The organism is Streptomyces sp. NPDC002276 (assembly GCF_053891435.1).
In genome coordinates, this window is record NZ_JBSFCQ010000024.1 from 1 (window position 1) to 24,810 (window position 24,810).

26 protein-coding genes, 1 pseudogene and 1 riboswitch are annotated in these 24,810 nt (G+C 71.1%); of the genes and pseudogenes, 15 read left to right on the forward strand and 12 right to left on the reverse strand.

The features are described 5' to 3' along the window. Nucleotides 1-521, reverse strand: a 521-nt coding sequence (locus tag ACWIHT_RS40655) for a cbb3-type cytochrome c oxidase subunit I (protein WP_456173597.1), incomplete at its 3' end; no start/stop codon positions are given. Nucleotides 522-626: 105 nt separating this feature from the next. Here ACWIHT_RS40655 and ACWIHT_RS40660 point away from each other — a divergent pair. Both ACWIHT_RS40660 and ACWIHT_RS40665 read left to right on the forward strand, forming a co-directional pair. Continuing rightward, nucleotides 627-1,148 (forward strand): RNA polymerase sigma factor, encoded by a 522-nt coding sequence (locus tag ACWIHT_RS40660; RefSeq protein WP_456173598.1) that lies wholly within the window; start codon nucleotides 627-629, stop codon nucleotides 1,146-1,148. A gap of 87 nt (nucleotides 1,149-1,235) precedes the next feature. After that, nucleotides 1,236-2,126: a CU044_5270 family protein gene (locus tag ACWIHT_RS40665; protein WP_456173600.1), complete on the forward strand. Its 891-nt coding sequence runs from the start codon at nucleotides 1,236-1,238 to the stop codon at nucleotides 2,124-2,126. Here the strand turns inward: ACWIHT_RS40665 and ACWIHT_RS40670 are convergent, their stop codons facing one another. Then, nucleotides 2,127-2,975 carry a bifunctional 5,10-methylenetetrahydrofolate dehydrogenase/5,10-methenyltetrahydrofolate cyclohydrolase gene (locus ACWIHT_RS40670; protein ID WP_456173601.1) on the reverse strand — a complete coding sequence of 283 codons (849 nt, stop codon included), beginning with the start codon at nucleotides 2,973-2,975 and terminating at the stop codon, nucleotides 2,127-2,129. A gap of 21 nt (nucleotides 2,976-2,996) precedes the next feature. Next, nucleotides 2,997-3,081, reverse strand: a riboswitch (ZMP/ZTP riboswitch). A gap of 49 nt (nucleotides 3,082-3,130) precedes the next feature. Then, entirely contained in the window at nucleotides 3,131-3,970 is an 840-nt protein-coding gene (locus tag ACWIHT_RS40675; RefSeq protein WP_456173602.1) for a hypothetical protein, read from the reverse strand. Between the two features lie 60 nt (nucleotides 3,971-4,030). Here ACWIHT_RS40675 and ACWIHT_RS40680 point away from each other — a divergent pair, with 60 nt between their 5' ends. Beyond that, nucleotides 4,031-4,525 carry a MarR family winged helix-turn-helix transcriptional regulator gene (locus ACWIHT_RS40680; RefSeq protein WP_456173603.1) on the forward strand — a complete coding sequence of 165 codons (495 nt, stop codon included), beginning with the start codon at nucleotides 4,031-4,033 and terminating at the stop codon, nucleotides 4,523-4,525. A 72-nt stretch (nucleotides 4,526-4,597) separates the two neighbouring features. Here the strand turns inward: ACWIHT_RS40680 and ACWIHT_RS40685 are convergent, their stop codons facing one another. After that, entirely contained in the window at nucleotides 4,598-4,963 is a 366-nt protein-coding gene (locus tag ACWIHT_RS40685; RefSeq protein ID WP_317884542.1) for a nuclear transport factor 2 family protein, read from the reverse strand. Nucleotides 4,964-5,134: 171 nt separating this feature from the next. On the opposite strand from ACWIHT_RS40685, the gene ACWIHT_RS40690 reads away from it, so the two are divergent. Next, nucleotides 5,135-5,428: a hypothetical protein gene (locus ACWIHT_RS40690; protein ID WP_359608693.1), complete on the forward strand. Its 294-nt coding sequence runs from the start codon at nucleotides 5,135-5,137 to the stop codon at nucleotides 5,426-5,428. Nucleotides 5,429-5,488: 60 nt separating this feature from the next. Here ACWIHT_RS40690 and ACWIHT_RS40695 read toward each other — a convergent pair whose 3' ends face one another. Continuing rightward, entirely contained in the window at nucleotides 5,489-7,243 is a 1,755-nt protein-coding gene (locus ACWIHT_RS40695; RefSeq protein ID WP_456173604.1) for an ABC transporter ATP-binding protein, read from the reverse strand. Nucleotides 7,244-7,382: 139 nt separating this feature from the next. Here ACWIHT_RS40695 and ACWIHT_RS40700 point away from each other — a divergent pair, with 139 nt between their 5' ends. The 3 genes from ACWIHT_RS40700 (at nucleotide 7,383) to ACWIHT_RS40710 (ending at nucleotide 10,102) form a co-directional block, all read left to right on the forward strand. Further along, complete coding sequence (locus ACWIHT_RS40700; RefSeq protein WP_456173605.1) at nucleotides 7,383-8,471, forward strand: S-(hydroxymethyl)mycothiol dehydrogenase; 1,089 nt, start codon at nucleotides 7,383-7,385, stop codon at nucleotides 8,469-8,471. Then, complete coding sequence (locus tag ACWIHT_RS40705) at nucleotides 8,471-9,100, forward strand: MBL fold metallo-hydrolase (RefSeq protein ID WP_456173606.1); 630 nt, start codon at nucleotides 8,471-8,473, stop codon at nucleotides 9,098-9,100. Before ACWIHT_RS40700 ends, ACWIHT_RS40705 begins: the two co-directional genes overlap by 1 nt. Nucleotides 9,101-9,187: 87 nt before the next feature. After that, nucleotides 9,188-10,102 (forward strand): SDR family oxidoreductase, encoded by a 915-nt coding sequence (locus ACWIHT_RS40710; protein WP_456173607.1) that lies wholly within the window; start codon nucleotides 9,188-9,190, stop codon nucleotides 10,100-10,102. A gap of 7 nt (nucleotides 10,103-10,109) precedes the next feature. On the opposite strand, the gene ACWIHT_RS40715 is transcribed toward ACWIHT_RS40710, so the two are convergent. After that, nucleotides 10,110-10,637 carry a hypothetical protein gene (locus ACWIHT_RS40715; protein ID WP_456173608.1) on the reverse strand — a complete coding sequence of 176 codons (528 nt, stop codon included), beginning with the start codon at nucleotides 10,635-10,637 and terminating at the stop codon, nucleotides 10,110-10,112. Nucleotides 10,638-10,687: 50 nt separating this feature from the next. Between ACWIHT_RS40715 and ACWIHT_RS40720 the strand changes: the two are divergent. Continuing rightward, nucleotides 10,688-11,146, forward strand: a pseudogene (locus ACWIHT_RS40720) (SDR family NAD(P)-dependent oxidoreductase); the annotation flags it as partial. On the opposite strand, the gene ACWIHT_RS40725 reads toward ACWIHT_RS40720, so the two are convergent. Both ACWIHT_RS40725 and ACWIHT_RS40730 read right to left on the reverse strand, forming a co-directional pair. After that, on the reverse strand, nucleotides 11,141-12,529 hold the full coding sequence (locus tag ACWIHT_RS40725) for a pyridoxal phosphate-dependent decarboxylase family protein (protein WP_456173609.1): 1,389 nt from the start codon (nucleotides 12,527-12,529) through the stop codon (nucleotides 11,141-11,143). The pseudogene ACWIHT_RS40720 and the gene ACWIHT_RS40725 sit on opposite strands and share 6 nt — an antisense overlap. A gap of 72 nt (nucleotides 12,530-12,601) precedes the next feature. Next, a complete protein-coding gene (locus ACWIHT_RS40730) occupies nucleotides 12,602-13,522 on the reverse strand; it encodes a LysR family transcriptional regulator (protein WP_456173610.1) in 921 nt (306 codons plus the stop codon). A gap of 70 nt (nucleotides 13,523-13,592) precedes the next feature. On the opposite strand from ACWIHT_RS40730, the gene ACWIHT_RS40735 reads away from it, so the two are divergent. Together ACWIHT_RS40735 and ACWIHT_RS40740 are read left to right on the forward strand one after the other, a co-directional pair. Continuing rightward, complete coding sequence (locus ACWIHT_RS40735) at nucleotides 13,593-14,225, forward strand: maleylpyruvate isomerase family mycothiol-dependent enzyme (RefSeq protein WP_456173611.1); 633 nt, start codon at nucleotides 13,593-13,595, stop codon at nucleotides 14,223-14,225. A gap of 79 nt (nucleotides 14,226-14,304) precedes the next feature. After that, nucleotides 14,305-15,003, forward strand: a complete 699-nt coding sequence (locus ACWIHT_RS40740) for a L,D-transpeptidase family protein (protein ID WP_456173612.1) — start codon at nucleotides 14,305-14,307, stop codon at nucleotides 15,001-15,003. 45 nt (nucleotides 15,004-15,048) lie between these two features. On the opposite strand, the gene ACWIHT_RS40745 is transcribed toward ACWIHT_RS40740, so the two are convergent. Further along, nucleotides 15,049-16,248 (reverse strand): Gfo/Idh/MocA family protein, encoded by a 1,200-nt coding sequence (locus ACWIHT_RS40745; protein WP_456173613.1) that lies wholly within the window; start codon nucleotides 16,246-16,248, stop codon nucleotides 15,049-15,051. A 198-nt stretch (nucleotides 16,249-16,446) separates the two neighbouring features. Here ACWIHT_RS40745 and ACWIHT_RS40750 point away from each other — a divergent pair, with 198 nt between their 5' ends. Further along, the gene (locus ACWIHT_RS40750; RefSeq protein WP_019067850.1) at nucleotides 16,447-16,632 is read left to right on the forward strand and encodes a hypothetical protein; all 186 of its coding nucleotides are present in this window, start codon (nucleotides 16,447-16,449) and stop codon (nucleotides 16,630-16,632) included. A gap of 166 nt (nucleotides 16,633-16,798) precedes the next feature. On the opposite strand, the gene ACWIHT_RS40755 is transcribed toward ACWIHT_RS40750, so the two are convergent. Further along, entirely contained in the window at nucleotides 16,799-18,166 is a 1,368-nt protein-coding gene (locus ACWIHT_RS40755) for a S1 family peptidase (protein ID WP_456173614.1), read from the reverse strand. Nucleotides 18,167-18,388: 222 nt separating this feature from the next. Between ACWIHT_RS40755 and ACWIHT_RS40760 the strand changes: the two genes are divergently transcribed. Genes ACWIHT_RS40760 through ACWIHT_RS40775 form a run of 4 tightly spaced genes read left to right on the forward strand, consistent with a single transcriptional unit; the run spans nucleotide 18,389 to nucleotide 21,279 of the window. Further along, the gene (locus ACWIHT_RS40760; protein WP_456173615.1) at nucleotides 18,389-19,567 is read left to right on the forward strand and encodes a MalY/PatB family protein; all 1,179 of its coding nucleotides are present in this window, start codon (nucleotides 18,389-18,391) and stop codon (nucleotides 19,565-19,567) included. Nucleotides 19,568-19,616: 49 nt separating this feature from the next. After that, nucleotides 19,617-20,375 (forward strand): type 1 glutamine amidotransferase domain-containing protein, encoded by a 759-nt coding sequence (locus tag ACWIHT_RS40765; RefSeq protein ID WP_456173616.1) that lies wholly within the window; start codon nucleotides 19,617-19,619, stop codon nucleotides 20,373-20,375. A gap of 10 nt (nucleotides 20,376-20,385) precedes the next feature. Then, nucleotides 20,386-20,772 carry a PPOX class F420-dependent oxidoreductase gene (locus tag ACWIHT_RS40770; RefSeq protein ID WP_456173617.1) on the forward strand — a complete coding sequence of 129 codons (387 nt, stop codon included), beginning with the start codon at nucleotides 20,386-20,388 and terminating at the stop codon, nucleotides 20,770-20,772. A 36-nt stretch (nucleotides 20,773-20,808) separates the two neighbouring features. Further along, nucleotides 20,809-21,279 carry a DUF1003 domain-containing protein gene (locus ACWIHT_RS40775; RefSeq protein WP_456173618.1) on the forward strand — a complete coding sequence of 157 codons (471 nt, stop codon included), beginning with the start codon at nucleotides 20,809-20,811 and terminating at the stop codon, nucleotides 21,277-21,279. A 65-nt stretch (nucleotides 21,280-21,344) separates the two neighbouring features. Here ACWIHT_RS40775 and ACWIHT_RS40780 read toward each other — a convergent pair whose 3' ends face one another. Next, entirely contained in the window at nucleotides 21,345-24,125 is a 2,781-nt protein-coding gene (locus ACWIHT_RS40780; protein WP_456173619.1) for a hypothetical protein, read from the reverse strand. A 199-nt stretch (nucleotides 24,126-24,324) separates the two neighbouring features. Further along, complete coding sequence (locus tag ACWIHT_RS40785) at nucleotides 24,325-24,738, reverse strand: Zn-ribbon domain-containing OB-fold protein (protein WP_456173620.1); 414 nt, start codon at nucleotides 24,736-24,738, stop codon at nucleotides 24,325-24,327. Nucleotides 24,739-24,810: the final 72 nt, after the last annotated feature.

The following is a 24,810-nucleotide window of genomic DNA, read 5'->3' on the forward strand; positions in this document are numbered from 1 at the left end:
ATGCAGATGATCGTGGTGATGAAGTTGACCGCGCCGAGGATCGTGCCGAAGCCGGAGAAGGCCAGACCCATGATCCACATGTCGGCGCCGATGCCCGGCGAGCGGACCGCGTCCGACAGCGGGCTGTAGGCGAACCAGCCGAAGTCGGCCGCGCCTTGGGGGGTGAGGAAGCCCCCGACGGCGATGGTCGAGCCGAAGAGATACAGCCAGTAGGCGAACATGTTGAGGCGGGGAAAGGCGACATCCGGGGCGCCTATCTGGAGCGGCATGATCCAGTTGGTGAAACCGGCGAACAGGGGCGTCGCGAACATCAGCAGCATGATCGTGCCGTGCATCGTGAACGCCTGGTTGAACTGCTCGTTGGACATGATCTGTAGCCCGGGTCTGGCGAGTTCGGCGCGCATGAGCAGCGCCATGACGCCGCCGATCAGGAAGAACGCGAACGACGTGACCAGATACAGCGTGCCGATCGTCTTGTGATCCGTGGTCGTCAGCCACTTGATGCTCTTGAGGTCTCTCACGCCCCGCCTGTGTCCGCGCCCCGCCCGCCCGTCACACTCGACGGGCGCGACGAGAATCACGAAATCGGGTGTGACGATCGCCCGGGTGCCGGACACGAACGGAACATGAGCAACGACGAGATCTTCGCCGCTGCCTATCGCGAGCACTACTGGGCGGTCAGCCGCTACGTTGCCCGGCGACTGGACGGGCGGAGCGGTGAGGTGGAGGAAGTGGTGGCGGAGGTCTTCACCGTCGCCTGGCGCCGCCGTGCGGATCTGCCGTCGGCTCCGCTGCCGTGGTTGTACGGCGTGGCCCGGAACTGCCTGGCCAACGCGGTACGGGGGTATGGGCGCCGGCGGCGGCTTGTCGACCGGCTGGGCAACGACGAGAGCGCGCATGGGCGGCAGATCGCGGTGGGGCCCGATGCGGAGGCGCCCGGTGGGTGGGTGCACGAGGCGCTCGCGCGGTTGTCGGCCGCCGACCAGGAGGTGCTGCGGTTGACGGCGTGGGAGGAACTGGGTGTGGAAGAGGTCGCCGTTGTCCTGGGGTGCGGTGTGCGGGCTGCGGCCATGCGATTGCATCGGGCGCGGCGACGGTTGAGAGCGGAGATTGATCGTCTCGTGGTGCTGGGAGGGGCGGGGCGATGAATCAGTATTCTGCCGCGCCGTCGTGGCTGGTCGCGCAGTTCCCCGCGCCCCTAAGGGGCGCCACAGCTGGACCGGAGGATCGACGCCATGGTCGATGAACTTGAACTCCTGCGTGGCGCCAACCCGTTCACGGCCGACGGCCCCCTCTACGGTGACGGACCGCTCGACCACCACGCCTCACGTCGGCTCAACCGGCTGCTCCACGAACGGCGTCGTCGGCTGCTCTGGAGTCTCGTGGCCGGAGTCGCCGTGCTGGCGACCGTGTTCACGCTGTTGCTGGGCGGGCCCAGCGGTACTCCCGCCGTGGCGGCGCCCCGCCCCCTGGTCGTGCAGGCGCACTCCACGCCCGTGTCCCTGAAACAGCTCGCCGCTCTCGCCGCGGCGGTCGCGGTCGACGGAACTCCCGTGCTGCGCAAGGGAACTCACGTGCAGTCGTGGAGTCTCGGCATGTCCGACGACAAACCGCCGGTCACCATCCCCGAGGAACGCATCGTGCGCTGGAACGCGGACGACAGTCACACCGAGCGTGTCGTCGAGGACGGGCATGTGGTCAAGGAGACGACGTATCCGCCGAGTTGGAGCGATGTCCCGCCCGAGGCCCGGCCCCCGCACGACGTGGCGGGGCTGCGGGCGTATCTCCGGGAGACGGCGTACAGCAAGACGCCGTTGACGACTCCCGAACTCCTCGCCGCCGTCGAGGAGTTGCTGGACCACTGGACGCTCGGGGCGCGTGAGTCGGCCGCGTTGGCGCGGTTGCTCGCGGGGGCGGAGGGGCTGCGGCCGGTGGGGGAGGTGACGGACCGGCTCGGGCGGCGCGGGGAGGCCTATGTGTATCGGCAGTCGGGCAGCCGTCTGATGCTGATCATGGACCCGGCGACCGGCGCCGTTCTCGGGCTGGAGAGCACCTTCACGAAGGACCAGCCCGAGTACGGCGTCAAGGCCGGGGACGTCATGGACTACAGCGCGTGGACACGCTGATCACACCCCGAGCTGCCGGGCCGCGGCCGTCACGGTCTGTTCCAGGAGCGTGGCGATCGTCATCGGGCCGACGCCGCCCGGCACCGGCGTGATCAGCGAGGCGCGCTCGGCGGCGGAGTCGAAGTCGACATCGCCGACGTTGCCCGCGTTGTAGCCCGCGTCGAGCACGACCGCGCCCGGCTTGATGTCCTCGCCGCGGATCAGCCGGGGGCGGCCCACGGCGGCGACCACGATGTCCGCCTCGCGGACCACCGAAGACAGGTCCCGGGTGCGGGAGTGGCAGTAGGTGACCGTCGCGTCGCGGGCCAGGAGCAGCATGCCGACCGGCTTGCCGAGGATCGCGCTGCGGCCCACGACGACGGCCCGCTTGCCGGACGGGTCGACGTCGTACTCGTCGAGCAGCCGCATGATGCCGCCGGGCGTGCAGGACACGAAGCCCGGCAGCCCGAAGCTCATCGCCGCGAAGGACGCGAAGGTCACGCCGTCGACGTCCTTCTCCGGCGCGATCGCCTCGAACGCGGCCCGCTCGTCGATGTGTTCACCCATCGGGTGCTGGAGCAGGATGCCGTGGACGGTGGGGTCGGCGGAGAGCGCGGTGAGGGTGGCGACCAGTTCGGCGGTGGTCGTGGTGGCGGGGAGTTCGACGTGCCGGGACTCGATGCCGGCCTTGCGGCTGCGGTTCTGCTTCATCCGGACGTAGGTGACGGAGGCCGGGTCCGCGCCGACCAGGACCGTTGCGAGACAGGGTGCCGTACCGGTGCGTTCCGTGAGGTCGGCGGCCTGCTTCGCGGTGTCCTCGACGATACGTCGGGCGAGCGCCGTACCCTCCATGAGCCGTGCCTGGGACATGATCCACTCCTGAGCTGGTTGACCGATCGCCCAGGCGCACGGCATTCACTCCGCGTGGGCCGCTCCACGGTGGTGCTCCACCTCAGCGCCAGTCACGACCCACGAACAGCGTAACCGAGGCTCCACGACCGGTCCCATACCCGGTCCTACGGCCGTCAGGACCCGCTCTCCGCGGGCGGTGCAGTCGGGTCGACACCTGCCAGGAAGTCCCGGGCCTGCGCCGCGAGACGTGGCGCCCCGATGGCCTCCGCCCAGCGGGCGACCTCCGTCGTGAGTGCCCTGGCCCCCGCCTCGTCGCCGGAGTCCCGGGCCAGCACGGCGAGCAGCAGTAGCTGGGACAGGGTGCCGGGGACCGTGCCCGCGCCGGCGCCCAGCGTGGTCGCTCGGCGCCAGCGGTGCAGGGCCAGGTCGTGGTCACCGGCGTCGTGGTCGTGGTCGCCGAGGTGGCGCAGGGCCTCGCGCGCCAGCAACGGGTCGTCGCGCGACTCGGCGGCGCGCAGTGCGGACGTGTAGTGCGGGGGTGCTCCCGCCAGGTCGGCGAAGTGGTTGTCCGTGATCAGACCGAGGTACATCTCCGCCCAGCCCCGGCGCCCCTCGTCCGGGGCGTCGTCCCGCAGTGCCGTCGCCTCGCGGAGCAGAGACGTGAGGGCTTCCGGGTCCTTCCCGTCCGGGCCCAACCGGAGCCGGCCGTCGACGACGAGCAGCCGTCGGTAGGTGTTCCGCAGCCGCGCGAAGTCCACGTCCCAGTCGCCGCCCGGGAACTCCTTCCCGGCCGCTTCGATACGTGCCGTCGCGGTGTCCGTGCCCGCGAACCAGTCCTGTTCCAGGGCCACTTGAGCGGCGGCGCGGGCGATCCGCGCCCGGGGGTCCGGTTCGACGGCGGTGCACGCGTCCAGCAGGCGCGAGGCGCGCTCCCATCGTCCCGTCACGCTCAACTCGTGGGCGGCGGCGATGAGTTCCTCGACGGGTATGACCACGTTCGCTGGGGATGTCATGACGGGGAAGGTAGTTATGCGAAAAACTATCCACAAGAAAACCACTGCGGGAGGCAGACGGTGGAGGACTCGGTCGACCGGCATGTGGCGCACTGGGTGAAGGAACTCGCCTGGATGGACCCGGTGAAGGAGGAGATCTTCTTCCGGCTGGCGATCCTGTCGCGCCATGCCGGTCAGGCGCGGCGGGACGTGCTAGACGCCGACGGGCTCAAGCAGTGGCAGTTCAAGGTGCTGCTCATGCTGCGCAGGCTCGGGCCGCCGTACGAGACGAGCCCGTCACAGCTGGCGGAACTCCTGGGACTGACTCGCGGGGCGCTCTCCGCGCGGCTGGCGGCCGTCGAGGAGGCGGGGCTGATCGCCCGTACTCATGAGACGGGGGACCGGCGGCGGGTGCGGGTACGGCTCACCGACGCCGGATACGCAGTCCTTGAGGAGCATGTGGCGGCGGAGGAAGCGGGCGAGCTCGCGCTGCTCGCAGCACTGACCCCAGCAGAGCGGCGGACGCTCGCAGACCTGCTGCGGAAACTGGTCCTCGCCGTCGAGACCCAGCGGTGACGGCCGGTACCGTGCTCGCCGAGAAGGTCCAGGTCAGCCGGGTGGTGACCCGGACCTTCGGCGCCATCCTCGCTAGCCGTCCCATGCCTGGATCATGGTCTGCCGGGTGATCTTGCCGTCGTCCAGTACGAGCATCGACTCGGCGAGGACCCGGGTCCCGTCGGCGTACTGACAGGACTCGCTGTAGGCGACTCGATCGCCCTGTACGACGCACTCCTCCAGTTTGTGCGTCATGTCGCGGCTGTAGACGTCGGCGAGCATGGCGCCGATCTCGTCCCGGCCGTGCAGGACCTTGGGGTTGCTGGGCTGGGTCTGGTGGTCGACGACGTGGATCTCCGCGTCGTCGGCGTAGAGCGACAGAAGTGTCGCCGCTGTGTGATCTTCGATGCCCCGGCGCAGGGCTTCGGTGTCGAAGCCGGGGCGTGCCGCGGTGCCCATGGTGACCTCCTCGGAGGGCCGCGGCCCGAACAGGAGCGAGCCGCGGCGGGCCTCTCCTACGAGACTCCTCCGCCGTGCCGGGGTCGGCAAACGCAGGGGCGCACTCCTCCTGACGGGTGAGCGGCGCCCGGCGCCCGTGACCGTGCGGCCGCCGTCCGCGTTGCTGCAAGCATGATCTCAACACGACGTATCGCCGCCGCCGTTGGTCTCGCCGTCGGGGTCACCGGCCTCGTCGCGCCGATGGCGAACGCCGCCGACGCGCCCGCCTTCAAGGACGGCAAGGTCAGCCCGGTCGCTTTGCTGGACTCGCTCGCGGTGAGCGAGATCCCCGCCGAGCACCAGGCGCAGCTCCCCAAGGTCGCCGACCAGATGAAGGCGCTGAACCATCTGAACGACCTCCAGCAGCTGCACCAGGTCACCGACATGGCCGCGCCGGTCACGGGACTCCTCCCCGCGGTCGAGTAGCCGTACCGCGCAGACCTTGAGGGCCGTCCGGAAACGGGCGGCCCTCAGTCGTGCCGCGGGTCAGCCCGTTGTGGCCAGGAACTGCGTCGCCGCCAGCTCCGCGTACAGCGGGTCGGCGCTCACCAGTTCCCGGTGCGTGCCCACCGTGCGGACCCGGCCCGCGTCCATGACGACGATCCGGTCCGCCATCGTCACCGTGGACAGCCGGTGCGCGACGACCAGCACCGTCGTCGTACGGGCCACATCGGCGACGGTGTCGCGCAGGGCCGCCTCGTTGACCGCGTCCAGCTGCGAGGTCGCCTCGTCCAGAAGCAGCAGTCGGGGGTGGCGCAGCAGGGCGCGGGCGATCGCGACGCGCTGGCGTTCGCCGCCGGACAGGCGGGTGCCGCGGTGGCCGACCAGGGTGTCGACGCCCTTCGGCAGCCGGGCGACCAGACCGTCCAGGCGGGTCGTCTTCAGCACCCGGGTGACGGCGTCGTCGCCCGCGTCCGGATTGCCGAGCAGCAGGTTGTCGCGCAGGGAGCCCGACAGGACCGGCGCGTCCTGCTCCACGTAGCCGATGGCGGAGCGGAGCCCGGACAGCTCCCAGTCCGCGAGGTCCCGGCCGTCGAGGGTGATGGAGCCGGACTCGGGGTCGTAGAAGCGCTCGATGAGGGAGAACACGGTGGTCTTGCCCGCGCCGGACGGGCCGACGAACGCCGTCATGCCCTGGGCCGGTACCTCGAAGGTCACGCCGTGGTGGACGTAGGGCAGGTCGTCGGCGTAGCGGAAGCGCACGTCGTCGAAGGAGAGGGCCGCGGGCTCGGCGCCGGGGGAGGGCAACTCGGCGGGCAGGGACGGGGGTTCGGCCGGGAGTTCCAGGGCCTCCTGGATGCGGGAGAGGGCCGCGGCGCCCGTCTGGTACTGCATGATCGCGCTGACGACCTGCTGGATCGGCTGCATCAGATAGAAGACGTAGAGGAGGAACGCGACCAGGGTGCCGATGTCGATCGCGCCCGTCGCCACCCGTGCCCCGCCCACCGCGAGGACGGTGATGAACGCGATCTGCATCGACAGACCGGCCGTGTTGCCCGCCGCCGCGGTCCACTTGGCGGCGCGCACGCTCTGCCTCCACGACTCCTCCGCCGCCGCGTGCAGGGTGTGCTCCTCGCGATACTCCGCGCCGGACGCCTTCACGGTGCGCAGCGCGCCGAGTATCCGCTCCAGCGACGCGCCCATCACACCGACCGCGTCCTGCGCCTGCCTGCTGGCCCGCTTGACGCGCGGCACGATCACACTGAGGACAGCGCCCGCGCCCACGATCACGGCGAGGGTGACGCCCAGCAGAACGGGGTCAACGAGGCCCATCATCACGACAGTTGCGACCAGGGTGAGCCCGCCCGTGCCGAGACCGACCAGCGAGTCGGTGGTGACCTCGCGCAGCAGGGTGGTGTCGGAGGTGATGCGGGCCATCAGGTCGCCGGGCTCGCTGCGGTCCACCGCGCTGATCCGCAGCCGCAGCAGATACGACGACAGGGCGCGCCGCGCACCGAGCACCACCGACTCGGCGGTGCGCCGCAGAACATACGAACCCAGCGCGCCCAGCGCCGCGTTGGCGACCACCAGCGCCGACATCGCGAGCAACGCCCCGGTGATCGTCCGGTCGTGCGAGAGGTCGTCGATGAGTCCCCGCGCCACCAGCGGCAGCAGCAGCCCGGTGCCCCCGGTCACCAGCGAGAGCAGCGCGCCCGCTAACAGGGCCCAGCGGTGCGGCCGTACGTAGTCGAAAAGAAGCCGCCAGGCCGGAGGTCTGCTCTCAGTCCCTGCAATGCTCACGTCGCTCCTTGGGATGCGTTGGAAGCAGTCAGGCTACGTCGGCCGCCGCCGACGGTGTCGAGCCGCCGTCGTGCCCTTACCGATCAGTCACGCGTAGGGTCTCAGGCAGGGACAACGATCGACGAAAGGGTTCAGGACCATGGCGCAGGAAGTGCGCGGCGTGATCGCGCCGGGAAAGAACGAACCGGTCCGGGTCGAGACGATCGTCGTACCCGACCCCGGCCCCGGTGAGGCCGTGGTGAAGGTACAGGCCTGCGGGGTCTGTCACACCGACCTGCACTACAAGCAGGGCGGCATCAGCGACGACTTCCCCTTCCTGCTCGGGCACGAGGCGGCGGGCATCGTGGAGTCGGTCGGCCAGGGCGTCACCGATGTCGCCCCCGGTGACTTCGTGATCCTCAACTGGCGTGCGGTGTGCGGGAATTGCCGGGCCTGTCTGCGCGGCCGGCCGCAGTACTGCTTCAACACCCACAACGCGAAGCAGAAGATGACCCTCGCCTCGACCGGCCAGGAGCTCTCCCCGGCCCTGGGTATCGGCGCCTTCGCCGACAAGACGCTGGTCGCGGCGGGCCAGTGCACCAAGGTCGACCCGACCGTTTCCCCGGCCGTCGCCGGGCTGCTCGGCTGCGGGGTGATGGCCGGTATCGGCGCGGCGATCAACACCGGGAACGTCGGGCGCGGCGACACCGTCGCCGTCATCGGTTGCGGCGGGGTCGGCGACGCCGCCATCGCCGGGGCCCGGCTCGCGGGCGCGGCGCGGATCATCGCCGTCGACATCGACGACCGCAAGCTGGAGAAGGCCCTCACGATGGGCGCCACCCACACCGTGAACTCCAAGACGTCCGACGCCGTCGAGGCGATCCGCGAACTGACCGGCGGTTTCGGCGCCGACGTCGTCATCGAGGCGGTCGGCCGCCCCGAGACGTACAAGCAGGCCTTCTACGGCCGTGATCTCGCCGGCACGGTCGTCCTCGTCGGTGTTCCGACGCCGGAGATGAAGCTCGAACTCCCGCTCCTCGATGTCTTCGGGCGCGGCGGTTCCCTCAAGTCGTCCTGGTACGGCGACTGTCTGCCCTCCCGCGACTTCCCGATGCTGATCGACCTGCACCAGCAAGGCCGCCTGGACCTGGGCGCGTTCGTCACCGAGACGGTCCAACTCGACGAGGTGGAGAAGGCGTTCGAGCGGATGCACGGCGGGGACGTGCTGCGTTCGGTGGTGGTGCTCTGATGGCCGCGCGCATCGAACACCTCGTCACCTCGGGGCAGTTCACGCTCGACGGCGGCACCTGGGACGTCGACAACAACGTGTGGATCGTCGGCGACGACCACGAGGTCGTCGTCATCGACGCGGCCCATGACGCCGACGCCATCCTCGCGGCGATCGGCGACCGCAGACTGACCGCCATCATCTGCACCCACGCCCACAACGACCACATCGACGCCGCCCCCGCCCTCGCGGACCGCACCGGCGCCACGATCTGGCTGCACCCCGACGACCTGCCCCTGTGGAAGCAGACCCACCCCGACCGCGACCCCGACGCCCATCTCGCCGACGGCCAGGTCATCGAGACCGCGGGCGCCGACCTGAAGGTCCTGCACACACCCGGTCACGCGCCCGGCGCGGTCTGCCTCTACGACCCCGCACTCGGCACGGTCTTCACCGGCGACACCCTCTTCCACGGCGGCCCGGGCGCCACGGGACGCTCGTACTCCCACTTCCCGACCATCATCGACTCCATCCGCGACCGCCTCCTGACCCTCCCGTCGGAGACGAAGGTGCTCACCGGACACGGGGACTCGACGACCGTCGGGGCCGAGGCCGCACACCTGGAGGAGTGGATCGCGCGGGGCCACTGACGCCCCGCGCGCAATCCCGACAGAAGATGTCCGGCTTCCCGTGCACGATCGACATGAGACACGTCGAACGAGCACGGGAGGTCGGACATGCCGGGCCCACTGGAAGGCAAGGTCGCGCTGGTCGCGGGGGCGACGCGCGGAGCGGGACGCGGGATCGCCGTGGAGCTGGGCGCGGCAGGCGCCACCGTCTACGTCACCGGCCGCACCACCCGTGCCCGGCGCTCCGAGTACGACCGGCCCGAGACGATCGAGGACACCGCCGACCTCGTCACCGCGGCCGGCGGCCGGGGTATCGCCGTACCCACCGACCACCTGGACCCCTCGGCCGTACGGGCCCTCGTCGACCGCATCGACGGCGAACAGGGCCGCCTCGACATCCTCGTCAACGACATCTGGGGCGGCGAGCACCTCTTCGCCTGGGACACCCCGCTCTGGGAACACGACCTCGACAAGGGACTCCGGCTCCTCAGGCTCGCGGTGGAGACACACGCGATCACCAGCCACCACGCCCTACCCTTGCTGCTGCGCCGCCCCGGCGGCCTGGTCGTCGAAATGACCGACGGCACCGCCGAGTACAACCGCGACACCTACCGCGTCTCCTTCTTCTACGACCTCGCCAAGGCCTCCGTCCTACGCATGGCCTTCGCCCTCGGCCACGAACTCGGCCCACGCGGCGCCACCGCCGTGGCGCTCACCCCGGGCTGGCTGCGCTCGGAGATCATGCTCGACCAGTTCGGCGTCCGCGAGGAGAACTGGCGCGACGCCCTCGACCGCGTCCCCCACTTCGCCATCTCGGAGACCCCGCGCTACGTCGGCCGCGCGGTGGCGGCCCTCGCGGCCGATCCTCAACTGGCCCGCTGGAACGGGCAGTCACTGTCCAGCGGCCAGCTCGCCCCGGTCTACGGCTTCACGGACCTCGACGGGAGTCGGCCGGACGCGTGGCGGTATCTGGTGGAGGTGCAGGACGTGGGGAAGGCGGCGGACGTGACCGGGTACCGGTGAGGCGAGATCAGACCCCGGTCACCGGCCAGCGCGCCGAATGGCCCGGCGGCAGCGCCAGATCGTCCCGTACGGCCGCGTAGTAGCCCTCGCGACCGGCGCGCTGCCGCTCCAGCAACTCCCGCCAGGCGTCCGGGTCATGGGTCCCCGCGCGCATGAACCGCTCCATCTCCATCACCGCGCCGACCCATGCCCGTGCCTTCTCCACCACCTCCGGGCTGCCCAACAGGATCAGCGCCTCGCCGGACGGGTCACGGTCCACCGTCGCCTGGGCCAGCAGGGGTTCCGCCTCCGCCGGGGACAGCGGGTGCGGATGGGGGTCGTTGCGCAGATGGGACGCGACCCGGTACGTCAGGGTCACGGACTTCTTCAACGTCCGGGCGTACTCGGCGTACACCTCCAGCCGCCGCTCCTCCCAACGGGCGTCCCGCTCGCGCCGGAACCTCGCCCGGTCGCCCCGCACGATCGCCAGGTAGGAGCCGAGCGCCCCGATCACCACACCGATCAGCGCGGGCAGTTGCTGTATGAACGCGTTCATGTCCGCACGCTATCTGCCGAGTTGATCGTCACGGCAGTACGTTCTGGACCATGACTGACTCAAGGCGCTTCGAGGGGTACGGAGTTCTCGTCACCGGTGCGGCACGCGGCATCGGCGCGGCCGTCGCCCGGCGGCTCGCCGAGGAGGGGGCGCGGGTGCTGGTGACCGACGCCGATCCGGCCGAGGCGGAGAAGACGGCGGCGGCACTGCGTGAACTCGGGCTCGGGGCCGAGGCGTTCGGGTGCGACGTGGGGGACCAGGAGGCGGTGGAGCGCGCTGTCGCCCATGCCGTGGCGACGTTCGGGGCGCTCGACGTCCTGGTCAACAGTGCGGCCCACTGCACCCCCGACCACCCGCTTTTCGAGGACCAGCCGGACGACGAGTGGGCCCGCGACATCGACATCACGCTCACCGGACCGTACCGCTGCTGCCGTGCCGCACTCCCGCACCTGGCCGCCTCCGGACGCGGAGCCGTCGTCAACACCGGTTTCCGGCAGGCCATTTCAGACGGACAGTGAAGCCAGCGTCGCCAGCACCCGGTCCGTATCGGCCTCGGACGTACGCCAGTTGCTGAACGCGGCGCGCAGGGCGGGCGTCCCGTCGTACACCGTCGGGGTCAGGAACGCCTCGCCGGACGCGGCGACGGCCTCCGCCAGTGCGGCCACCCGTTCCTGTGTCGGGTCGTCGGCGAGGGTGAAGCAGACGACGTTCAGCCGGACCGGTGCCGACAGCCGCAGGCCCGGGAGCGCGTCGATGCCCGCGCCGAGGCGGTGGGCGAGGGCGACGTTGCGCTCGACGATCTCGCGGTGCCCGGCGCTGCCGTAGGCCAGGAGGGAGAACCAGGCCGGGAGGGCGCGCAGTCGGCGGGAGTTCTCGGGGGTGAGGTGGAGGAAGTCCGGGTCGCCGGTCGGCAGGCCGAGGTACGGGGAGGCGTTGTGGAACACGCGGGTCTGGAGGTCGCGGCGGCGGGTGAACTGGACGGCCGCGTCATAGGGCACGTTGAGCCACTTGTGCAGGTCGACGCAGACCGAGTCCGCCGCGTCCAGTCCGTCGACGAGGTGGGCGTGGGCGGGGGAGAGGGCGGCGAAACCGCCGAACGCGGCGTCCACGTGCAGCCAGAAGTCGTGCCGTTCCTTGAGGGCCGCGATGGCGCGCAGGTCGTCGAAGTCCACGGTGTTCACGGTTCCGGCGTTCGCCACGACGATCGCCGGACGGCCGCCCAACTCGGCCAGGGCGGCGTCGAGTTGAGCCACGTCGACGGCCTCGCGGCCTCCGGCCAGCACGGGCACCGGCCGCAGCCGGTCCCGGCCCATGCCCAGCACGGACAGCGCCTTGGCGACGCTGGAGTGCGGGCTGCCGGAGAGCACGTCGACCGGGCCGAGCGCGGAGACGCCGTCCCGGGACACGTCCACGCCCAGCCGCTCGCCGAACCACTCGCGGGCGACGGCGAGCCCCACCGTGTTCGACACGGTCGCGCCGGTCACGAACGCCCCGGAGTGCGCCTCGCCCAGCCCGAACAGCTCGCGCAGCCAGCCCACCGTCTCCCGCTCCAGAGCCGCCGCCCAGGAACCGGCCGCGCCGGACACATTCTGGTCGTACGCGCTCGTCAGCCAGTCCCCGGTGACCGACGCGGGCGTCGCGCCACCCGTCACGAACCCGAGGTAGCGCGGTCCCGCCGACCCCGAGAAACCGGGCGCCCACCGCTCGGCGAACCGCGCGAGCGCGCCCTCGGCACCGGTCCCGTCGACCGGCAGCGGATTCTGATCGGGCGCCTTCCCGGGGTGCACGACCGGCCGCTCGGCCACCCCGCCCAGCTCACGGGCGGCGAAGTCACGGGCGGACTGGAGGAGTTCGGGGAGCCGGGAGAGGTCGTCGGCGAGAGTGCGGTGCATGGGCGGCAGCGTAGGCGGGGGCGGTGGCCCGGGTATCGGTCCACTCCGAGGAAAGTGGACCGACAGTCCGTACTACTCCCGTCCGGGCAACCGCTCCCGCAAGGCCGCCAGGAACGCTCGCGCGGCAGGTCCCGCGGGGCCGTCCGTACGCCAGACCACCGCGACCCGCCCTCGTGCCCGGGCGTCGTCGATGCGGAGCATCCGCAGCGCCCGCGATGTCGTCGTCCCGGAGGCGCCCCGCGGGTAGGGGACCACGGCCACCCCGAGCCCCCGTTCCGCGAGCCGCAGCAGCGCGTCCGGGGCCGCCGCCTCACACGTCACGCGGGGCCGGAAGCCCGCGTCCGCGCACAACCGGTCCAGCACTCCGCGCACCCCCGTCCCCCGGGGCAGACTGATCAACCGGTGCCCGCGCAACGCCGTCAGCGGGACGGACGTACGACCCCGGTGTTCGTCGAGCAGCGGATGACCCGGCGCCACCGCCGCGACCAGCGGTTCGTCGACCACGATCCGGAGGGCGAGACCGGGTACCGGCTCGGGGTCCGGCAGGCCCGCCACGGCGATGTCCAGCTCCCCGTGGCGCAGCGCGGCGAGCATCCGGTCCGAGGTGTCCTCGGTGAGGGTGATCTCCACCTGGGGATGCGCGTCGTGGAAGTCGGCGAGCAGCGCGGGCACGTCCATGTGATGGCCGAGGGCTCCGGGCACCAGCCCGATCGCGACCCGCCCGCGCAGCAGCCCGCCGAACTCAGCCGCCGTCTGCCGCACCCCCTCGACGGCCGCGAGAGCCGCCCGCGCGTACGGCAGCACGGCCGCACCGACCTCCGTCGGCCGCACCGTCCGCCCCGACCGGTCGAGCAGGGGCTGGCCCAACTCCCGTTCCAGCCGCCGGATCTGCGCGCTCACCCCGGGCTGCGCGAGATGCAACCGCTCGGCGGCCCGGGTGAAGTTGGCCTCCTCGACGACCGTCACGAAATACCGCAGCTGCCTCAACTCCATAACCAGCAATGCTAGTTGCGAGACGGACCCGGTCTTGGACTTATGGATCAGGCACCGGAACCCTGGACACATGGGGACCACGACGAACGACATCACCACGGCCATCGCGGCCGAACGCCGGGAACTGGCCGACCTGTTGGACACCTTGACGCCCGCGCAGTGGGAGGCGCCGAGTCTGTGCGCGGGATGGCGGGTGCGTGAGGTGGTGGCGCATCTGTCCATGGGGTTCCGGTACTCGACCGGGCGGGTGCTGTGGGAGCTGGTCAAGTCGCGCGGCAGCCTGCACCGCACGACCGACCGGCTGGCCCGCCGGGACGCGGCCGACCACACCGACCGGGAACTCGCCGGTTTCCTCCGCGAGCACGCCCACCACCCCTGGAAACCGCCCGTCGGCGGCATCGCGGCGGCCCTCGGCCACGACGTCGTCCACGGTCTGGACATCACGGTCGCGCTCGGCCTCGGCCGCCGCGTCCCCGAGGACCGCCTGCGGATCGTCCTGAACGCCGTCGACCCCAGGGCGTTCCGCCTCTTCGGCACCGACCTCGACGGCGTACGGCTGTGCGCCGACGACCTCGACTGGTCCTTCGGCACCGGCACACCCCTGCGCGGCCTGGCGCAGGACCTGCTTCTGGTCGCGTACGGCCGCCGCCTGCCACCGGGGCACCTCGAAGGCGAGGAATGTCACCGTTTCGTCGCAGCGTGACCCGTCCTACAACCCCTACCCTTGCGCACCTGTCTAGATGGCAGAGATCGCAGTTCCGGGGCAAGGGAAAGGGCAGGTCATGGGGGACATACGCAGACGAGGTGCCGTGGTGCTCGGCGTCACCGGGCTGGTGGCACCGCTCACACTCGCGCTGGGCAGCGTTCCGGCGCAGGCGGCGGCCAGCTGTACGACGCAGGCCGGGCCGTACCAGAAGCAGGTGGAGAAGTTCCTCGGCCGGCCCGTCGACGGCAAGCAGTCCGCCGCCGACTGCAAGGCCATACGGGCCTTCCAGACCAAGCACGGCATCACGCCGAACATCGGCTACGCGGGATCCGTCACCTGGGGCGTGATGGACCTGATGAACAAGCAGAAGGCCGTGGGCAACAAGCCCAACGCGGCCCGCAAGTGCCCGACCAACAAGGGCCGGATCGCCTGCGTCAACCTCACGCTCCAGATCAGCTGGATCCAGGACGGCAGCCGGCTCGTCTACGGCCCGGTCCCCGTGCGCACCGGCCGCAACGGCTACGAGACCCGCACCGGACTGAAGAAGATCTACTGGCGGGACATCGACCACGTCTCGAACATCTACAACGTGCCCATGCCCTACAGCCAGTTCTTCGACGGCGGCCAGGCCTTCCACTCGGTCAACCTCAGCATGTGGAACCCGCCCGGCTCGCACGGCTGCGTCAACATGACCCCGGCCACCGCCAAGAAGTACTGGACGCTCCTGAAGAACGGCGACGACGTCTTCGTCTACGGCCGCAAGCCGGGCACCTGACGGTCAGTCACCCGGCTCGCGCAACCCCCTTGGAAAAACGCTCCGTTACTCGGGTGCGTCCCCGAAGTCCGGGATCTCCAGCCTTGCCCCGCCCTGCCGTGCCGAGTCGTGCGCGACGATGCCCGGCAGGGTGTAGCGGGCCGCGACCCACGCGTTCACGGTGGGCAGGGTGCGGGAGTTGACCGCGGTCACGAAGTCGTCCGCCAGGAAGTGGTGGCTGCCCTCATGGCCGTTGTGCAGGTTGTCGAACTCCCGCGGCAGCCGCGACCGGTCGTGCACCGGTGCCGAGCCGGAGGTGAACGCGGCCCGCAGGTCCGGCGCGATGTGCTGGAGTGACGGATCGTCAGGAGACATGGTGGGCTTGGGTTCCAGCAGCTCGCTGATGTCCTTCACCCCCTTCTTGTCCTGCCAGAAGGCCACCGTCGCGAGCTGCTCCATGCTCGCGTCCGTGCCGAAGAACCGGAAACGCGACTCCCGGATCTGCGAGGGATAGCCCACGCGCCGGAACTCGTTCGTACGGAACGAACCGCCGCCCGCCACCTCGAACAGTGCGGTCGCGTTGGAGAAGTCGTTGCCGAACTGGCTGACCTCCCGGTCGAAGACCCCGTCCCCGCGCTCGTCCACCACCCCGATCGCGGACACGCTCACCGCGTGCGTCTGCCAGGCGCCGAGGACCCCGCCCACCGAGTGCGTCGGGTACAGCAGCGGCGGATAGCTGGCGGTGGCCTTCCAGTTGTCGCCGCCGCTGTACCGGTACGCCTCGTAGAACCCCAGATCCATGTCGTGGACGTAGTCGCCCTCGGCGTAGAAGATCCGCCCGAAGGCACCTTCCGCGATCTGGTTGCGGGCGTGCACGGTCGCCGGGTTGTACTGGCTGGTCTCGCCCATCATGTACGTCAGTCCGGTCGCCTTGACCGCGTCGATGATGGCCCCGATCTCCTCGGCGCTGATCGCCATCGGGACCGCCGAGTACACGTGCTTGCCCGCGCCGAGTCCCTGGAGGACCAGCGGGCCGTGCGTCCAGCGCTGGGTGAAGATCGCGACGGCGTCCACGGCCGTCGACTCCAGCATCGCGTCGTACGAGGGGAAGGTGCCCGCCAGCCCTTGTTCGGCGACCAGTTGCTCCGCCCGCTCCGGCAGGAGGTCGGTCACGAAGACCTCGCTCACGCCCGGGTGGGCCTGGAACAGCCTGGCGAACTGGCCGGAGAACTGGCCTGCTCCGACGATGCCGAGGGAGAACGTCATAGGTGCGTGTCCTTCTCTGCCGGGATATGTCAGTTACGAGGGAACACGATTCCGCGACCGCGCGCATCGGTGCTGGGTCTGGTGTGGCCAGGGTGTGAAATGCGTTACGGGGCTTGACAGATGGACGTGATCAGTAACACGGTCCGATATGTCCGATTGGCTCGTGATTACTCACATCGCCTTCACCTACGGCGACGTATGCTTCACACCATGTCCACCCGTGTTGAATCAGCCACCGAGCGATCGGCAGCCGAGGTCAACGAGGAGATCAGAGCCCTGTGGCTCCGATCGGGCGGGACACTGAGCGTCGAACAGCGCGAGGAGTACCGGCGGCTGGTGATGGAGTGGGCCACCGCGGCTCCCCAGCCGGCCACGGCGGCCTGAGAGCAGCCGCCCGGCCGACGCGCAGCTGTCGTTCGGATCCCGTCGCCCGGCCTTCCTCGTGACCCTCGGTCCAGCCGGTCGAGCCCCCGTCGACCCGACCAACAACCCACGATCACCCGCGACGAACTCCCCGCATGATCTGCGTTACCCGCGCGGTCCCGCGTGATCAGCCCCACATCGCCGAATAGTGCCGCTGGAAGGCCTTGCGGTCCTGCTCCGCGCGGATCCAGCGCGTCGCCACCAGCGCGATCAGACTTCCCGCGATCACCAGCAGACCCGGCCCCACGTTCTTGGGGTCGGTGAGCCGGGACGCCAGGGTCGTCGTGCCCGCCGTGGTGTTCGTCGCCGGAGCCGACGTCCCGGGCGTGACCGAGCCGGTACCCGCCGCGCTGCCTGCCGCCGAGGCGGACGGCGCGGGCGAGGCGGCCGTCTTCGGCGCCACCAGCAGCTTGACGTTGAGCGCGGCCAGCGCCTTGGTCAGCGGCTGGAAGAACGTCGTACCGCCCGCCTTGCAGTCACCACTGCCGCCCGAGGTCACCCCGAGCGCGATGCCGTTGGAGAACAACGGGCCGCCGCTGTCGCCCGGTTCGGCACACACCGTGGTCTGGATGAGACCGGTGACCGTGCCCTCGGGGTAGTTCACCGTCGCGTCGAGCGCGGTCACCTCGCCGTCGTGCAGCCCGCTGGTGCTGCCGCTGCGGAAGACCTTCTCGCCCACGGCCGCGTCGGCCAGGCCGGTGATGGTCACCCCGCTGCCGTTGCCGATCGCGACGACGTCCGCGCCCTCGCCCGCCGAACCGCTCGCGTACTGCACCAGCGAGAAGTCGCTGCCGGGGAAGTTGTCGGAGACCGTCTTACCGAGCTGCTGGTCGCCCTGGTTGTCCGCGAACCAGATGGAGCCGACCGGACCGCAGTGCCCGGCCGTGAGGATGAAGTCGGTCTGGCCGTTGGTCACGTTGTAGCCCGCCGAGCAACGGCCGCCGGTCGACAGGATGGGCTGCGCCCCATTGATCCGGGTGGTGAACTTGCCCTGCGTGCGCTGCATCTCCACCGAGGCGCCGATGCTCTTCGCGACCTTCGTCATCGCGGCCCAACTGGTCGCGGAGACACTGCTGTCGGCCTCCACGAGCACCTTGTTGTTCCGGTAGTCCATCGCCCACGCGGTGCCCGCGATCTTGGGCGCCGAACTCAGCGTGGTGGCAGCCGACTTCAGCTGGTTCATGCTGTACGGCACGACCTTCGCCTCGGCGCCCGCCTTCGTCACCTCGGCCGCCGTCGCCTTGTCGGTCACCGCGACGACCGTACGGCCGCCGGAGTCGACCCAACTGCCCGCCGTACGGGCCGAACCGAGCTTCGCCACCAGGGCGGAACCCTTGTCCGCGGGCGTCTGTGGCGCGCTGAGCGTGGCGGCGTCCCTGGCCGGGGTGTCACTAGCCATGGCCGCCTGGGTGACCATGGCACCTCCCAGCAGGAGTCCGCCGACGGCCGTCAACCGTGTCACTCGCCGGACGACCCGTCGTCGTGCGTGCCTCATGCCTGGCTCCCGAACCCCGAACGTGCGGTGCCGAACACCGCGAGGACCTCCGGTCGTTGAGGTGCCCTTCCTCCATACGTGGCCCGGCACCCTCCCGTTCACCGTCTGGAGGATCGGCTTCAGCCGCCGGCCACAACAGGCTCTCCGGACCGCCGAGTTGGCCCCGGCGGCGCCCGGCGCGGCCCGTCGCCCACGCGCCGCGGTCCCCCTATCTTGAGCCTCATGACCAGCAACCCGCAGGCCGCGGCCGGTGAACCGAATCCCCTGCGCGCGCTCACCCTCGACCGCCTCCGCCGCCGTACCAGCATGAAATGGCGCACCTACCCCGAGGACGTGCTGCCGGTCTGGGTGGCCGAGATGGACGTGCCGCTCGCCGACGCGGTGGTCCGCGCGGTCACGGACGCGCTCGTCCTCGGGGACACCGGCTATCCCGCCGGAACGGCCTACGCGGAGGCGCTCGCCGCGTTCGCGGAGAAGCGGTGGGGCTGGGACGGGCTCGCCGTGGAACGGACGCGGATCGTGCCGGACGTCATGCTGGGCGTCGTCGAGATGCTCCGGCTGGTCACCGGACCGGGCGATCCGGTGGTGCTGAACCCGCCCGTGTATCCGCCGTTCTTCCAGTTCGTGACCCACCTGGACCGGCAGGTGGTGGAAGCGCCGCTCGGCGTGGACCTGCGCCTCGACCTCGGCGCCCTGGAGGACGCCTTCCGGCGCGCGGTCGCGGGCGGGCGGCGGGCCGCGTATCTGCTGTGCAGCCCGCACAACCCGACCGGCACCGTGCACTCCGCCGCCGAACTGGCCGCCGTCGCCGCCCTCGCCGAGCGGTACGGCGTGCGGGTCGTGGCCGACGAGATCCACGCACCGGTCCTCGCCGCGGGCGCCGCCTTCGTCCCCTACCTGAGCGTCCCGGGCGCGGAGCGCGGGCTGTCGCTCATGTCGGCGTCGAAGGCCTGGAACCTCGCCGGACTCAAGGCCGCCCTGGCCGTCGCGGGCCCCGCGTCCGCCGTCGACCTGGCCCGCCTGCCCGAGGAGGTCGGGCACGGCCCGAGTCACGTCGGCGTCATCGCCCACACCGCCGCCCTGAGCGACGGCACCGCCTGGCTGGACGCGCTGCTGACCGGCCTCGACGACAATCGCCGATTGCTGACCGGCCTGCTGGCCGAGCACCTGCCCACCGTGGGGTACCGACCCGGCGAGGCCACCTACCTCGCCTGGCTCGACTGCCGTGAACTCGGCCTGGGCGACGATCCGGCGCGGGTCTTCCTCGACCGGGGCAGGGTCGCGCTGAGTCCCGGCAGCGACTTCGGGACCGGTGGCGCGGGGCACGTACGGCTCAATCTGGCGACGTCTCCGGAAGTGATCACGGAAGCCGTGGGGCGGATGGCGGCGGCGCTCGGCTGAACAGTGCCGTGCTGTCATGAACACCCGACCCGGCTGCCATCATGGGCCCATGCGCGTGCTGATGCCGGTCCCCGACCGCGACTTCGACGTCACCGAGGTCGCCGTGCCCTGGCGGCTGCTCACCGACGCCGGGCACGAGGTCGTCCTCGCCACCGAGCGGGCCGGGACGCGGCCCGCCGCGGACCCCCGACTGCTCACCGGCGTCCTCTTCGGGCAGCTCGGGGCCGAGGACGAACCCAAGCGGTTCTACCAACAGCTCACCGAAGCACCGGAGTTCGGCGCCACGGTCGCCTGGGTGGACGTGGACGTGACCGGCTTCGACGGCCTGCTGCTGCCCGGCGGCCACGCGCCCGGCATGCGCCAGTACCTCGGGTCGGCCCAACTGCGGGCGAAAGTGGGGGAGTTCTGGGCCCTGGGCCGCCCGGTCGGCGCGATCTGCCACGGCGTCCTCGTCCTGGCCCGTACCCAGGACCAGGCCACCGGCCGGAGCGTCCTCGCCGGACGCCGTACGACCTGCCTGCCCAAGTACATGGAACGCACCGCCTACTTGACCACCGCCTGGCGGCTCGGCCGCTACTACCGCACCTACCCGGCCTATGTGGAGGACGAGGTGCGCGCCGCCCTCGACGCCCCGGGCACGCAGTTCGCACGCGGCCCCAGGGAACTCACCCGGCGCGGCACCGCGAGCGACGACACCCACGCGTTCGTCGTGGAGGACGGCAACTACTTGTCGGCGCGCTGGCCCGGAGACGCCTACCTTTTCGCCCGCCGGTATCTCGATCTCCTGCGGGCACCCTCGGGTGCTTAGACTGCCGACCATGGACGAGACCCCGCTGGACCGGCTCGGCGCAGGCCAGTACCTGCTGATCACCAGCTACCGCAAGAACGGCTCCCCGGTCCCCACCCCGGTGTGGGTGGTGCGCGACGGCGACACCCTCGGGGTGTGGACGGTCGCCGACTCCTGGAAGGTGAAGCGCATCCGGGCCCGAGGCGATGTCCTCGTGGGCCCCTGCGACCTGCGCGGCAACCCGACCGGCGACCAGGTCCCCGGCACCGCGGAACTCACCGACGCCGAGACCACCGCCCGCTACCGCGCCCTTATCAAGCGCAAGTACGGGCTCACCGGCCGCCTCACGCTCCTGGGCAGTCGACTGCGCCGTGGGGTCGACGGCACCGTCGGCATCCGCGTTACCCTCAAAGCCTGAGGGCGGACCCGTGCACACCGAACCCAGGGAGCGCCCGTGGACCCCGCGCTGAACCCGGCCGACCTGCGGCTGCGGCAGGAGCGGATCGTCTTCGCCCGGATGCGCAGCACCCAGGACAGGGTCGCCGACGCCATCACGGCCTTCGCCGGCACCATGCTCTTCGTCTATCTGCACGCCCTGTGGTTCGCCGTCTGGATCGCCCTCAACGAAGGGCTCCTCGGGCACGCCGGGATCTTCGACCCGTACCCGTACGGACTGCTCACGATGATCGTCAGCCTGGAGGCCATCTTCCTGTCGACCTTCGTCATGGTCAGCCAGAACCGGCAGGCGACCCGCGAGAACGTCCGCGCCGACCTCGACTTCGAGACCAACCTCCGCTCCGAGGTGTGGTCGGCCCACATCGGAGCGGCCCTGGGCCTTGACCCCCGCGAGATCGAACAACGCGTCCAGGAACTCCTCACCGAGAACCGCGCCAAGATGAACGGCGGGACGAAACAGTCGAGTTGACCCACCGCACGGAGAAGGGGCCGCAGCCTTCGGGCTGCGGCCCCTTCACTACGTACAGCGTTCGGCTACGACGGGTCGAGCACCGTGCCGGTCAGCACCAGGTCGTTGGGCAACGGGTCGCCGTTGTCGTCCATGGCCCGGAAGAGCACGGACTCGGGCTGCTCGGTCACCTGGTCGGTGATCGTGGGCAGGCTGAGTTCCGCACCGGTCCGCCCCGGCGGAACGGTCGTCCAGACGGCCAGGCCCGGCACCTTGGACAGGGGCCGCTCCGGGGCGGGCTCCTCACCGGAGTTCTCGCGCAACCACTGCGGGTCGACGTCGAGGGTGGACAACTCCGGCCCCGTGGTGACCGGTTGGACGGCGAACACGGGGTTGATGTCCACGTCCGCGGGCGTCGACAGCGTCACCTTCCACTTGAGGGGCTGTCCCTCGGTGACCCGGTCCGCGATCGGGGTGACGGTGTACGTGGGCATCGGGTCGTCGTTCTCGGTGGTCACGCCACCGTGATGGGCGCCGACCACCGCGCCGTGCACCGCCTTCACGAACAGGTCGTGCTGGGCGCCGTAGTCGAAGCGGGTGTTGCCCTTCACTTCGATGGACACGTCGAGGTCGTGGCCGCCGGGCCGTACCGTCACCAGGCGTGAGGTGTCCCGGCCGGTGGCCGGGTCGGAGACGTAGACCCGTACCTGGCCGCTGCCCCGGCCGGAGACCTGGACGGGCACCCGGTACGTCTTGACGCCCGAGTCACCTTCCTTGACCGTCAGTCGGCCGATGTCAATGCGCGGGAGCGGGGCCGCGACGGCCGCCGGAGTGCCGGGGCGCCAGCCCCAGGCGTCCATCAGCCATGCCTGGCCGGAGCGCGAACGCGGGGTCAGGGCAAGGGACTTGACGTGGCGCAGGTCGAGTCCGGCGCGGGTGGCGGCGGTCAGCGGTACCCGGATCTCGCGCGCCCAGTAGGAGGCGGTGCGCCCGGTGCCGGGCAGTCCGTCGACACGGACCCGGCCGAGGGTCGCGCGGCGGCCGGAGGCATCGGTGAGGGACACGTCGAGCTGGGTGCCGGTGGTGTTGGGCGGCACGATCACCCGCAGGGTGAGGGACTTGGCGCCGCTCAGGGAGACCGGAACGCGCGGACTCACCGTCGTCGGTGAACCGGCCGCGGACCAGCGCAGCGCTACGGCACGGCGGCCGATCTCCTTGCTGGTGTCCCACTGCGCGAAGTGCGGGGAGATGCCCCGGCTGCTGTCGCTCAGGCAGGCGGCGGCCGGGTCGGGATCCACCGCGGAGCACAACTTGCCGCCGGACACGGTGACTTGACCGTCCGGCAGGAAGCCCGCGCCGCGGTTCGCGCCCACCGCGTGGGTGAGGACCCGCGCGGGGTCCGCCGAGGGCGCCCGGCGCCCCGAACCGTCGAGCAGCTCGCGCGCCCGGTCGTCACCGGCGACGAACAGCCGGGCCGCGGTGGCGATGTAGGTGGAGCCCGCCTTGTGCTGCTGGTCGGCGGTCAGCCGGGTCGCGGTGCCCGGCGAGCACACCGCGTCCCGCTGGTCGGGGTCGTTGTAGAAGTCGTCCTCGGCGGGCGCCTGCGCCTGGCCCGGGGTCCACTCGGTGTTGAAAAAGTTGTGGTCGGCGCCCTCGATGTACACCGCGCTGTGCAGCGCGGTGCCTCGGCTGACGCCGCGGGTCCCGTCGACGTACACCTCGCCCTGGAGGTCGGAGACGTCACCGTCGCAGCCGGGCAGCAGCGTCACCGACGGCACGTCGGCCACCGGGTTCTGGCCGAAGATCGTGGGGCCGATGAGGACGGCGCCGCGGATCTTCCAGCGCACCGGGCCGTGATAGCCGTCCTGTGCGGCCGGCGGCGGGTAGAGGCTGTCCATCGCCGCCCGGTTGACGCCCTCGCCACCGCGCGAGTGGCCGATCAGCAGCACGCGGGAGAGGTCGGCCGGTGGCGCGTCGCGGACGACCGCCGGAGCGGTCCCCGGGTGGGCGGACCAGTCGGCCCAGTGGGCCAGGTGGAGCCGGACCAGCGACGAACGGGCCTGCGCGCCCGCGTCCTCGGCCTCGGCGTCCTGGGCGTTGATGCCGTTCGCGGAGATCGACACGGTCATGTAGCCCTGGGAGGCGAGGAGTTGCTGGTCGCGCAGATAACCCCGGTAGCTCGGGACGGACTTGGTGCCGGTCGGGCAGGGCCAGTCCCCGGTGATGTCCTCGGTGCCCGGCTTGTAGCAGGTGTAGTGGCGGCCGTGCAGGAACAGCGCGAGCGGCCGCTTGCCGGTGGCACCCTTCGGCGCGACCACGACGGCCTTCATCTCGATCGGCGTGGGATACCCGGGCAGCCGGACCGAGTCGAGCGTGTACTCACCGGTCGTCGTGCGGTACGTGCCCGGCTTGCCGGGATCGACGGCGGCGGCCGGGAGCTGGGCCGCGGGCCGGGCGACGGCCCCCGAACGGCCGTTGCCGGAACCACTGTTGTCACCGGCGTCGTCCAACCGCCGTCCACCGGCCACCACTTGAAGGTCCGTCAGTTTCTCGGGCGAGGCGGCGTCGAGGCCGAGCCGGAAGGTCCGTCCGTCCTTCGCAGGACTCGGTACGCCGAGGAGCCGTCCACCTGCGTGGAACTCGACCCGGGCGTCCCCCATGGGCACCTGCCTGCCCGAGCGCCACACCAACTGCTGCGCGGATCCCTTCCCGGTGATCCGCCAACCCGGTGGCAGAGTGCCGTCGTCGGCCGTCGCCGTGAACGGTCCGGTGTCCGAGGGTGGTACCGCCTGCGCGGACCCGGACACCCCACCCGCCACCGCGAGCACCGCCGCGGCCGTGACCCATATTCGCCGGGCACGGAACAATGTGTTCTCCTCCTCGAACCCCAGACGCGGGCGTCCCGTCGGTCCCGGGAGCCCCTCGCGCCCCGGAGGACGGGAAGCGGCGGCTGTGGGTTGCCTGTGGAGGAGGATTCGGTCGATCTTCGGCGGGCGGGCCCGAACTCGGCCGTGCGGTGCGGCCGTTCGGGAACCGTCTGCCGACCGGTGCCGACCGGGTCGACGGTCAGTGCCAGGCGCGGTACGGCTCGTCGAGCAGCTGGAAGACCGGTTCGCCCCGCACCGGGTCCTTGGCCGTGGACAGCCGGACGCGGTCGCCGCTGTGGATGCCGAGGGGATGGCCGATGACCCGGCCGCGCACCACGAAGCCCTCGGCCAGCTCTATCAGCGACACATTGCGGGCCGCGGGGGTGTTGCGGTGCACGACCGTCGAGTGCCGCACCGTGCCGGTCCCCTCGCTGCGCTCCGTGCGCAGGTCGCCGCCCTGGCAGACCGGGCACAGGAGCCGGTGGTACATGGCGGTGCCGCACCAGGTGCAGCGCTGGAAGTGGATGGTGTCCCCGTCCGGGGCGTGCGGTTCGAGTACGCCCGCCGGGGAGCCGGCTGCCGGACGGGTCGCGAATCCTGAGTGGTGGTACACGCTGTCAACTCCCTGCGCTCGGCCGGAATCCCGCGTGCGCGGCCGAGCCGGGCACGCATGTGCGCGGCCCGC